The organism is Frankia sp. CgJB1, assembly GCF_977947065.1.
On sequence record NZ_CDWTNB010000028.1, the window covers coordinates 1 to 11,140 of the forward strand.

At 71.5% G+C, this 11,140-nt stretch carries 9 protein-coding genes; all 9 read right to left on the reverse strand.

All coding sequences use genetic code 11. The annotated features are described in order from the left end of the window. Window positions 1–333: methylmalonyl-CoA mutase family protein (locus tag AC08OT_RS05455; protein WP_476602585.1), on the reverse strand; the 333-nt coding region annotated here is incomplete at its 3' end. Next, entirely contained in the window at window positions 333–2,261 is a 1,929-nt protein-coding gene (locus AC08OT_RS05460) for a methylmalonyl-CoA mutase family protein (protein ID WP_476602586.1), read from the reverse strand. The genes AC08OT_RS05460 and AC08OT_RS05455, both read right to left, overlap by 1 nt. Before the next feature lie 92 nt (window positions 2,262–2,353). Beyond that, window positions 2,354–3,628, reverse strand: a complete 1,275-nt coding sequence (locus AC08OT_RS05465) for a type IV toxin-antitoxin system AbiEi family antitoxin domain-containing protein (protein ID WP_476591937.1) — start codon at window positions 3,626–3,628, stop codon at window positions 2,354–2,356. 258 nt (window positions 3,629–3,886) lie between these two features. After that, window positions 3,887–4,660 carry a sulfite exporter TauE/SafE family protein gene (locus AC08OT_RS05470; protein ID WP_476591936.1) on the reverse strand — a complete coding sequence of 258 codons (774 nt, stop codon included), beginning with the start codon at window positions 4,658–4,660 and terminating at the stop codon, window positions 3,887–3,889. Between the two features lie 90 nt (window positions 4,661–4,750). After that, the gene (locus AC08OT_RS05475; RefSeq protein WP_476591935.1) at window positions 4,751–5,206 is read right to left on the reverse strand and encodes a tellurite resistance TerB family protein; all 456 of its coding nucleotides are present in this window, start codon (window positions 5,204–5,206) and stop codon (window positions 4,751–4,753) included. Between the two features lie 92 nt (window positions 5,207–5,298). After that, window positions 5,299–7,509, reverse strand: a complete 2,211-nt coding sequence (locus AC08OT_RS05480) for a phosphoinositide-specific phospholipase C-related protein (protein ID WP_476591934.1) — start codon at window positions 7,507–7,509, stop codon at window positions 5,299–5,301. A 3-nt stretch (window positions 7,510–7,512) separates the two neighbouring features. Then, entirely contained in the window at window positions 7,513–8,127 is a 615-nt protein-coding gene (locus tag AC08OT_RS05485) for an adenylate kinase (RefSeq protein WP_476591933.1), read from the reverse strand. A 169-nt stretch (window positions 8,128–8,296) separates the two neighbouring features. Then, window positions 8,297–9,739 (reverse strand): glutamate synthase subunit beta, encoded by a 1,443-nt coding sequence (locus AC08OT_RS05490; RefSeq protein WP_476591932.1) that lies wholly within the window; start codon window positions 9,737–9,739, stop codon window positions 8,297–8,299. Between the two features lie 59 nt (window positions 9,740–9,798). Then, a partial coding sequence (locus AC08OT_RS05495; protein WP_476602587.1) for a GltB/FmdC/FwdC-like GXGXG domain-containing protein occupies window positions 9,799–11,140 on the reverse strand: 1,342 nt, incomplete at its 5' end.

Sequence of the window (11,140 nt, forward strand, 5' to 3'; positions counted from 1 at the left end):
CGACGCGGCGGCGGTGGAGAACCCGGCATACTGGCGGATGGTCCACGGCTGGGTGACGTACATCGCCGGGTACGGGCCGCGCAGGAAGGGCGCGATCCCCGGGTAGGTGCCCAGGAAGTCCAGGCCCGCGGTGTCGGCGGCAGTGTAGAGCGGCTTCACCGCGATGCCCTCGGGGGTATCCCAGGTCAGCGCGTCGGCGTCCTTACCGGTCGCCGCCTCCAAGGCGGCCCGCCACTCACCTTCCGCCGCGTCCGCCCCGGCCGGCGTGGTGCCCAGCTCCACCGCGGAGAAGTCCGGGATCATCGTGGCACGTTGCGAGCTGTCCGTGGACATCAGGCCACCCCAACCTCGGCGAGCGTCGCCCGCAGCACGGCGACGGCATTGCATCCAGTGAACACGTAGCCGTCGATGCCCGCGGCGGCATCGGTCTGCGCGCGCGCACCGGCCTGGCCCGCGAGCCACACCCGGCTCGCCCCGACGGCCCGCAGCGCCTCGGCGACCGGCCCGGCGTGCTCGGCGTACACCTTGTCGGCCGAGCACAGGCAGGCCACGGTGGCCCCGGAGGCGCTGAACGCCGCCGCGATCGACGCCGGGTCCGTGCCCGGGCCGGACGTCGGAGTCTCGAACCCGCCCGCCTGGAACAGGTTGGCGGCGAAGGTGGCGCGCGCGGTCGAGGCCGCCGCGCTGCCCAGGGTGGCCAGGAAGACCACGGGCCGGCCGCCCGTCGCCGCCAGGTGCGCGTCGGAACGGGCGCGCAGCTCCTCGAAGGTGAGGTCGTAGGTGAGCTCCGGCAGCCCGGCGCCCACCGCCGTGGGGGCCTCCCCGCCGGCGCCGGCGGGGCTCGCGGCGGGCACGGGGTGCCGCTCGGGGAGGTTCTCGCCCAGGTTCGGGAACTCGCTCACCCCGGTGATCGGTTCCCGCCGGTGGGCGATCGTGTCGGAGCGCGTCGCCCAGGTGGCCGCGATTCGCTCGGCGATGAGCCCGGACCGCAGGCCGGCGACGATCCCGCCGGCCCGCTCGATCTCGGTGAACCAGGCCCAGGCCGCCTCGGCGAGCTCGGCGGTGAGTAACTCGACGTACCAGGAGCCGCCGGCCGGGTCGGTCACCCGGATCAGGCTCGACTCCTCCTGCAGGAGGGTCTGGGTGTTGCGGGCGATCCGGCGGGAGAAGTCGTCGGGCCGGCCGAGGCGCGTGTCGAACGGCAGGACGGTGACCGCGTCGGCGCCGCCGACACCGGCGCCGAAGCAGGCCAGCGTCGTGCGCAGCATGTTCACCCAGGGATCCCGGCGGGTCATCATCGCCGCCGAGGTGACCGCGTGCTGGCGCTGGGCCCGGTTGGCCGGCTCGGCGCCGCACACCTCGGCGACCCGTGACCACAATCGGCGGGCGGCCCGCAGCTTCGCGATCGAGGAGAACTGATCGGCGGTGACCGCGTAGCGAAACTCGATCTGGGCGAGCGCCTCGGCAAGGCTCAGGCCGGCCCCGGTGAGCTCCCGCAGGTAGGCGACGCCGGTGGCCAGTGACGCCCCGAGTTCCTCGACGTCACTGCCACCCGCGCGGTGGTAGGGCTGGGCGTCGACGACGAAGGCGCGGATCCCGGGGAACTCCCGCACGCACCGGCCGGCGAGCGACACCGCCTCGGCGAGGCCCACCGGGCCGTCGGCCGGCAAGCCGGTCCGCGCGGCCAGACCGATCGGGTCGGCGCCGAGGCTGCCCGTGAGCTGCGAACCGGGCAGGCCGCGGGCGGCGGCGAGGCCGAAGAACTCCTCGGCGGCCGGGGCGGTGAGCTCCCCCGCGTCCAGCACGATCGGCGCGAGGTCGAGGTAGACCTCGCGCAGCACCGCGCCGAGCCCGCCGATCGGCAGACCGGCGGGCCCCAGCCGCAGCCAGAGCGAGGTAGCGCCGTTCTCCAGATCGGCGAGGACCGCCTCGGCGACGAGCGTGGCATCGGGGTTGTCATGCAGCGCGCGGACATCCCAGCCGCCGGTGCCCGCGCCCTGCGCCCGCCCACCCCGCACGAACGGGGCGAGCCCCGGCAGGCCCACCCCGCCGGCGGGGGCGTTCTCGGCGGTGTAGAGCGGACGGATCCGCGGACCGTCATAGGTCCGCGTGGCCAACAGCTCCTCGACTTCGCCGGGAGTAGTCGCCTCGGTCGCCACGCCAGACTTGCGCAGCACCTGCAGGACGAGCGTCTGCCAATCGGCGCGCGTCGCCTCCGGAAAGTCTGCGGCCAGCGACAACCCGGCCGATGGAACGCTCATGTTCCGGATCGTAGGCCCGGGGGGCCCAGGCGGCCTGGAATGTACTTCCCGTCACAACACCTTGCGCGCGTTTCGCCGGATCGTGTTTCTGCTCACGATGCCCGCAGCCGCTCAGCCACCGCGGCTGTGCCGGCGGCGGACGCCTCAGCGGCCACTCTGGACGCCTCGGCCCGCTCGGCCGCCCGCGCCGCCAGGACCCGGGTCACCGCCGAGACGACCCGCTCCGGATGCCAGGTCACGTCGGCCACGCTGAACCGCAGCACCGTCCAGCGCAACGCGGCGAGGATGTTGCCGCGGTGACGGTCCTGGTAGATCATCGCCGGCGGGCTGGTGGCCGAGAAGGTGTCCGCCTCCACGTCGAGTCGCTGCGCCGGCCAGGCAAGATCCAGCCGGGTGATGATCTGACCGGTCCCGTCCCTGACCGGCCACTGCAATTCCACGGGCGCGAGCCCGTTGTCGGCCAGCAGCAGCCGCAGCCGGGTCTCCAGGGGGTTCTCGGCCCGGCCGTCGGCCAGCGACCACCAGTCGGTCGTCTGCCGGAAACCGCGCCGCCCCTCGGCGGCCGCCCGCGCCCCCGCCAAGCTCGGCACTAGGCCGCGGTGCAGGGCTGCGTCCAGGTGGGCGACCGCCGCCTCACGCGACTGGGCGGCCAGCACGAGATCCGTCAACGTCCGCTCCGACGAGGTGAGTGGGATCCCACCCAGCTCGAGGCGCTGGTCGGCGTCGAGATCGCTGAAGTGCAGCCGGATCCCGCGCGGCTGGGCCCGGGTCTGCCGAGCCGGAAGAAGGAGGTGCACGGGTTCGGTGGAGCTTTCCGGAACCGCGAGCGGAAAACCGTGGAGCCGGGCGGCGGTGATCCCGCAGACGACGGCTCGGGGACGCCCGATGAGCGCGGCCCGCACCCGTGCCGAAAACGGCGAGGAGAAGACCGGGAGAATCGGCGTGGTATTTTCATCGCCGACGATCGGCGCCGCGTGCCCGGGGCCCGCGGTGATGGCACCATGGCGCTTTCTTCGTCGGCGCGCGACGTCGTTCCGGACAAGTCCTGCGGATTCCTTCTCCCGGATTTCAGACTCCCGGGTTTCAGAATGCTCGGCGCGCCGCCGATCCCCCGGCCGCGGGACGTCGTCGACGGAGCCAGGGAGCTCCGTCGGGCCGAGGGGTACGACGAAGACACCGCGCACCGGATGGCTCCACTGGCCGGAGTGGACGAGCTGGCGCAGCTGGCCGCGGGTCAGCCCAGCGGCCATCGCCTGCCGGTAGGTGATCGCACCCCCCTGGCGACCGGCGAGGCGGACCGCGGGGTCGAAACCGGGATAGCGCACGGGACGGATCGGCGGGGGCGAGGCCGAAGCGGAAAACGTCATGGACCGAGAATCCATCAGGTAGCCCCGGTAATCCAGCGCTACAGGCCACCTGTGGATAACTCCTCACAGGAGGACGGCGAACGTAGGGCCCACCGATAACCCAGCCGGCTGTCACCGGAGCCATTTCCTCAAGCTAGCTTCGGGAGCGTAGCCGCTACCTAGCCGAGTTGCTTGCGAGAATGTACGATAACGACGGCGTGCATCGTCCGCTAACGCAAGACAATCGACGGGCAGCAGGTTGGACGGACAGCAGGTTACTCAGCCACGGATCAACAGCACGATCGCCACGGTCGCACCGAGCATGATGACCGTGCCACGTAGAACGTTCGGTCGTAGCCGGCGGGCCACCCGGGCACCGATCGTCCCGCCGAACAGGGAAGCGAGCACGAGGATGCCGGCGAACCCCCACGAGACCTTCGCGGTGACCAGGAAGACCGCCACTCCCACAGCGTTGACCCCGAACGCGAGCAGCGTCTTCAGCGCGTTGGTGCGCTGCAGGTCGTCGGCGAGCAGAATGCCCAGCACCCCGAGGAGCAGCACCCCGAGCCCCGCGCCGAAATACGATCCGTAGACTCCCGCGACAAAGATCCCAAGCCGGGTCGGCCAGGTCACCCGGGCCGTGGCGTCGACCACGGCCGTGCTGGCTCTCCGGCGTGCCACCACGGCCGCGAGCCGGGACTGAGCCGCCAGGAGCAGACAGGAGACCAGCACCAGGTACGGAACCAGCACCCGGAAGCTGTCGGAGGGCGTGGCCAGCAGCACGACGGCGCCGACCAGACCGCCGAGCAGAGCCGGCGGTCCCAGAGCACGCAGCCGGACGGCCTGCCCGGCAAGCTCGCGGCGGTAGCCCAGCGCCCCACCGGCGTACCCGGTGACCAGCCCCACCGATGAGGTGATGTTGGCGGTCAGCGCCGGCAGACCGGTGGCGAGCAGCGCCGGGAAGGCGATCAGGGTCCCGCCGCCCGCGATCGTGTTCACCGCGCCGGCGAGCAGACCCGCCCCGCCCGCGAGCAGGGCATCGGCTGGTCCCACGTGTCCTCTACGCCGATGGAAGGAAGAGTGACGGGTTCAGGGTGACGGGGTGACGGGGTGACGGGCTCGACGCAGTGCGGCCGGTCCGGCTCAGAGGTCGAACTCCTCCGGGTTGATGCCGACCGCGAAGCACGCCTCCCGCACGACGGCCTGCTCCGTCTTGTCGAAGGTGCCATCGGCCCCGCCGATGACGATCCCGATCTGGATGACCGCCCTGGCCTCCGCCGGCTTCTTCTTCGTCTTCGCGATCTCCTGGAGAACGGAGACCTTGCCGAACTCGAAATCGGCCTGCAGCTTGCCGACATAGTCGTTGAAGTGACGCTGGAGATCATCCGCGGGAAAGTTGCTAAGCACGTCGTTGGAGATGATCAGCGCGGCGACCCGCTGCCGCTCGGCCGGGTCGATGGTCCCGTCCGCCGCAGCGATCAACGCGCACATCGCCATGCTCGCATCGCGGAAGGCACCGCTCTTCAGGTCGTTTTTCTTGGCGTTCAGCTGGCCCTGCATCGTCTGAGCGGACTGACGCAGCTGGTTCCAGATCGGCACCTGGGCTCCCTCGCACGGTGACGTATCACTAGATAATTCCTCGCAGGTCAACGCATGACCGCCCGGATATGCTCCCACCGGCTGGCCGAGGGTCAGGAACCGGCACCGCCGGGACCACGGCCGGCGCCGCGAACGCGGTTGAGCCGGTCCACCGCCGTCTGCGCGTCACCGATCGTGGCGAAGTCGACCGCGACGAACGTCGGGATCCGCCCGCGCTCCTGGCGACAACGCTGTGCCCGGGTGAACACGGTCTCGGCGGCGTTCGCGCCGAGGGCGGCACGGCGGCTGGGCGCGGCGGCGGTGAGCCAGTGGTTCATCAGCAGCAGCGAGGCACCGTCCACGCCCCGGTTGCGGGCGCAGGTCCGCAGGTCCTCGGGTTTCTTCGCATCGAACGGGGTGTCCTCGGCATATCGGTAGAAGCTGCGCAGGAACGTGCCCGGCAGGTCCTGCCGCTCGGTGAAGATCACCAGGCGTCGGCCCGAGCCGACCATCTCGCGCAGGGTCGGCCATCGGCCGTGCGGATCCTCCGGCGGCGTCGTCACCATCCCCGCGAGGCCCGCGGCCGCCACGCCGCCGGCGATCTCGCTCGCTGGCACCTCATTATCCTGGATGATCAGCGTCACGACCTCGGTGGGATTGTGGTTCATCCAGTCCCGGACCCGGGTCAGCTCCGCCACGAAGTCGAGGGAGCCGAGCTGGCACAGGTCATGGCACAGCCAGGTGCCGGGGCGTTCCGATCGGGCGCCTCGCGTCAGCGGAGCGAGCGCGTCGCGGGTCGCGGGCGGCAGAGTCTGCAGGTAGGCGTCGACCTGGGTCGGCGATGTCCAGTGGTGCACGTCGAGCAGCAGGGCGCGCACCCCCAGGTCGAGCTGGTGCGCGATCGCCGGGTCCTGGGCGGGCCCGAGAAACCGGTCCTCACTGGTGGCCATCGCGTTGTGGGTGGCCAGGTAGCTCACCTGATCATAGCGCCGGTCGCACAGCGCCTGCTGGCTGTTGCAGAGCTTGCGGGCCTCGGCTGCGGCGCCCGGGAAGGCCGTCCAGGTCACAGTGATCATCAGGGGCAGCGCGAGGGCGAACGCCGTGGCGACCCGGCGCCGCCGGCCGGTCCGGTTCCACCGAGCGGACACCGCGACGAGCAGCGACAATCCGTAGCCGACCAGGCCGGCCACCAGCGTCCAGACCACGATCCGCAGAAAGCCGCTCTCGAGCGTGCCGTAGGCGCGCGAGGAGAAGTCGACCAGCACTGCGCCAGCTCCCGGCGGCAGGGGCGGCGACGGCCCGTCCAGCGAGGTCAGCGGATTCGGCAGCGCGATGCGCAGGACGACGCCGAGCAGCCCGGCACCGACGCCGGCGAGGACCACCGCACCGGTCGCGGCCCGGACCCGGGACACCCCCCGCCGCCCGGCCAGCACGACGATGCCGGCCAGGGCCGCCGTCATGATCAGGGCGAGCAGGAGGGAGACCCACACCAGGGTCGCGGCGACGTCGTGCAGCCGGCCGATCGCGACGATCATCGGCCGGTCATGCAGATCCGACAGGCGGACCCCGAGATCGAGGGTGGATCCGTGGAGATACGCCTGGAGCCGGCCAATGGCCGTCTCGTCGCCCTGGAAGACCTCCGGACCGACCAGCGCCAGTGCTCCGGCGATGTTGCCCGACCTCAGCAGGGCGCGCAGCGGAGCCTCGATGCGCGCACGGGTGTCGGCGTCCACCCGGCCCAGCACCACGGGCAGGACGCGGTCGGTGTCCTGCGGGGAGAGCTCGATCGTGGGTAGGGACTTCGGCGGACGCCCGGCAGCGATGTCGTCGAGCGCGGTGACGACACCGTGGGTGAACTCCTGCACGGTGGTGACCTGGTAGCTGGTGCCGGCGCCCAGTTCACCGGCGACGTACCGGTTGGCCAGGCCCGAGATGTTGTCGAAGATCGGCCGGAGGTCGACGGCGAGTTCGACGTCGTCCGTGTCGGCCCGCAGGTAGTCGACGATCCGGTTGATCTGCTCGTCGGTCATCGCCTGGATCGTTGACGGGGGCAGCACCGTGCGCAGGTTCGCGGTGACGAGGGAGCTGTCGATCGGGAGGCCGGCCAGCAACGTGTCGACCGCGGGATCGGGCAGTACCTGGGTGTAGACGCGGTCGTAGGCGTCGGCCCGGTTCAGCGACTGCGAGTAGAAAGCCGGGTTCAGCACGGTCCGCCACGCGGTGATGACGACGACCAGCGGCAGCCAGCAGAGCACGACGAGGGAGACGAGGGAGACGAGGGAGACGTGCGCGAGGCGCCCCCGCTCCCCTCCTCGGCGACCCACGGCCTACCGGCAGACAGGCAGATCCGGCTGGGCCCGCAGAGCTGGATGGGCGACGTCCGCCAGCGTCTCCTCGATGCGGGCCGCGACCTCGTCCGGGCTGCCGGAACCGTCCACCGTGCGCAGCAGGCCACCCTGCCGGTAGTAGCGGCGCAGCGGTGCGGTCTCCTCCGCGAAGACCTTCAACCGGCGCCGGGCGGTGTCCTCCGCGTCGTCGACCCGGTCCTCGGTGCGGGACCGGCGCCGGATGCGGTCGAGCACCTCGTCGACGTCGACGTCCAGGTCGATGACCGCGTCGAGCGGGCCGCAGGTCGCCACGAGCATCCGGTCCAACGCCTCGGCCTGGGGGTAGGTCCGGGGGAACCCGTCGAACAGGAACCCCACCGCACAGTCGACGCCACTCTCGAGCCGGTCGGCGACGACGTCGAGCACGATCTCGTCGGGGACCAGCTCGCCCGCGCGGACGTAGCGCTCCGCGCGACGGCCCAGCGGCGTACCCGCGGCGATCTGCCGGTCGAACAGCCGGCCGGTCGAGATCGAGGGGATGCCGTGCCGGGCGCTGATGCGAGCGCCCTGGGTTCCCTTGCCGGAGCCAGGTGGACCGAGCAGCACGAGCCTCATGGCACTGAACGGTACCGCCGCAGGTCACCAGGCTGGTCGGCGAGTCCGGTCAATCGCCGCAGATCCGGCATGGAGCAAGACAGATCACATGAATCTTCGGCCAAAAAGTGCTCCGGTGTCCCGGCTGCACGCCAGCCCCGGCTGCACGCCGGGGCTGGCCGGCTCCCGGTCAGCGACGCGTCGGCGTGATGGGCTCGGGCAGGTCCGTCCTGCCCATCAGCCAGCGGTCGGTGGCGGCGGCGGCGGCACGTCCCTCGGCAATCGCCCAGACGATCAGTGACTGCCCGCGTCCCATGTCCCCGGCGACGAACACGCCGGGGACCGAGGAGGCCCACCCGGCGTCGCGCGCCACGTTGCCGCGCGCGTCCAGCTCCACCCCGAGATCGGTCAGCAGGCCGGGCCGTTCCGGGCCGGTGAACCCCATGGCGAGCAGCACCAGCTGGCAGGGCAGCTCGGTGTCGGTACCCTCGACCTTCTCGAACTTCCCGCCGACGAGGCGCACCTCGTGCAGGCGCAGCGCCCGCACGTTGCCATCCTCGTCACCGAGGAAGCGCTCGGTGGAGACGGCGAAGACCCGCTCGCCGCCTTCCTCGTGCGCGCTGGAGACCCGGTAGATGATCGGGTATGACGGCCACGGGTTGGCCGGGGCCCGCAGCTCCGGCGGCCGGGGCATGATCTCGAGCTGGTGCACGGAGAGCGCGCCCTGGCGGTGGGAGGTGCCCAGGCAGTCCGCGCCCGTGTCACCGCCGCCGATGATGACCACGTTCTTACCCTTGGCGGAGATGGGCGACTCGGGCAGATCCCCCTGCGCGACCCGGTTCGCGGGCACGAGGAACTCCATCGCGAGATGGATGCCACCCAGCTCCCGGCCGGGAACAGGCAGGTCCCGGCCGACCGTCGATCCCCCGGCGAGGACCGTCGCATCGTAGGAGGAACGCAGCTCGTCCACGGAGATGTCGAGGCCGACATTGCAGGACGTGATGAACGACGTGCCCTCGGCCGCCATCTGCGCGAGCCGGCGGTCCAGGACCCGCTTCTCCATCTTGAACTCGGGGATGCCGTAGCGGAGCAGGCCGCCGATTCGGTCGGCCCGTTCGTAGACCACGACCTCGTGGCCGGCCCGGGTGAGCTGCTGGGCGGCGGCGAGACCGGCCGGGCCGGAGCCCACGACCGCCACCCGCTTGCCGGTACGCAGCGACGGCGGGACCGGGACCACGGTGCCGTCGGCCCAGGCGCGGTCGATGATGCTGACCTCGACCTGCTTGATGGTCACCGGATCGTCGCCGATGCCGAGCACGCAGGCCGCCTCGCACGGCGCCGGGCACAGCCGCCCGGTGAACTCGGGGAAGTTGTTCGTCGCATGCAGCCGCTCGATGGCGTCCACCCAGTCGCCGCGCCGGGTCAGGTCGTTCCATTCCGGAATGATGTTCCCGAGCGGACAGCCCTCGTGGCAGAACGGGATGCCGCAGTCCATGCAGCGGCTGGCCTGCGTGCGCAGATGCTCCTCGGGGAACGACTCGTACACCTCGCGCCAGTCAGTGATCCTGACGTCCACGGGACGGCGCTTCGGCAGCTCCCTGCGGTGCTTGAGGAAGCCGGTCGGGTCAGCCATGCCGCTCCTGTCGGGTCCGCGCGATCGCGATGATGGTCGGGTCGTGCTTGGCGGCCCAGTCAGCCACGAGCCGCCGCCATGATGACCTCGTCGGCGACGAGCCCCTGCTCCTGCGCCTGCCGGATGGCGGTCAGCACCCGCTTGTAGTCCCGTGGCATCACCTTACGGAACGACCCGCGCACGGTGTCCCAGTCGGCGTACAGCCGGGCAGCCACCGTCGAACCGGTCTCCCGGCGGTGCCGGACGAGCAGGTCCCGCACGATCGTCTCGTCGGCGTCGCCCAGCGCCTCGACGTCCACCATCTCGGTGTTGATCCGCGCCTCGACCGGGTCGTACAGGTAGGCCACGCCGCCGCTCATGCCCGCGGCGAAGTTGCGCCCGATGGCCCCGAGTACCAGCACGGTACCGCCGGTCATGTACTCGCAGCCGTGGTCGCCGACCCCCTCGACCACCGCGGTCGCCCCGGAGTTGCGCACGCAGAACCGCTCGCCGACGATCCCGCGGAAGAACGCCTCGCCGCCCGTCGCTCCGTAGAGCAGGACGTTACCGGCGACGATGTTCTCCTCGGCCCGCAGCGGGGACTCCTTCGGCGGGAAGACGAAGATCTTGCCGCCGGAGAGGCCCTTGCCGGCGTAGTCATTCGCGTCGCCCTCGAGGGTCAGCGTCATGCCGCGGGGCGCGAAGGCGCCGAAGCTCTGCCCCGCGGAGCCGGTGAACCGCAGCTGGATCGTGTCGTCGGGCAGCCCCGCCGCGCCGAAGCGCTTCGTCACCTCGTAGCCGAGCATGGTGCCCACGGTTCGGTTGACGTTGCGGATCGGCATCTCCAGCCAGACCGGCCGGCCGTCGTCGAGCGCCCCCTCGCACAGCTGGATCAGCGAGTTGTCCAGCGCCTTGTCCAACCCGTGGTCCTGGCTGGACGTGCAGTTCAGCGAGCCGCCGAAGGGCCGCTCCGGGGTGTGCAGCAACGGGGTGATGTCGAGGCCGGAGGCCTTCCAGTGGTCGACGGCGGCGCGGGCGTCGAGCAGGTCGACCCGGCCGACCGCCTCCTGCAGGCTGCGGAAGCCCAGCGCGGCGAGGTAGGTGCGCACCTCCTCGGCGATGAAGGTGAAGAAGGCCTCGACGAACTCGGGCCTGCCGGTGAACCGCCTGCGCAGTTCCGGGTTCTGGGTCGCCACACCGACCGGACAGGTGTCGAGATGGCAGACGCGCATCATCACGCAGCCGGCAACCACCAGCGGGGCGGTGGCGAAACCGAACTCCTCGGCCCCCAGCAGCGCCCCGACGATGACGTCGCGGCCGGTCTTCAGCTGCCCGTCGACCTGCACGACGATGCGGTCGCGCAGGCCGTTGAGCAGCAGCGTCTGCTGGGTCTCGGCCAGCCCCAGCTCCCACGGGGCACCC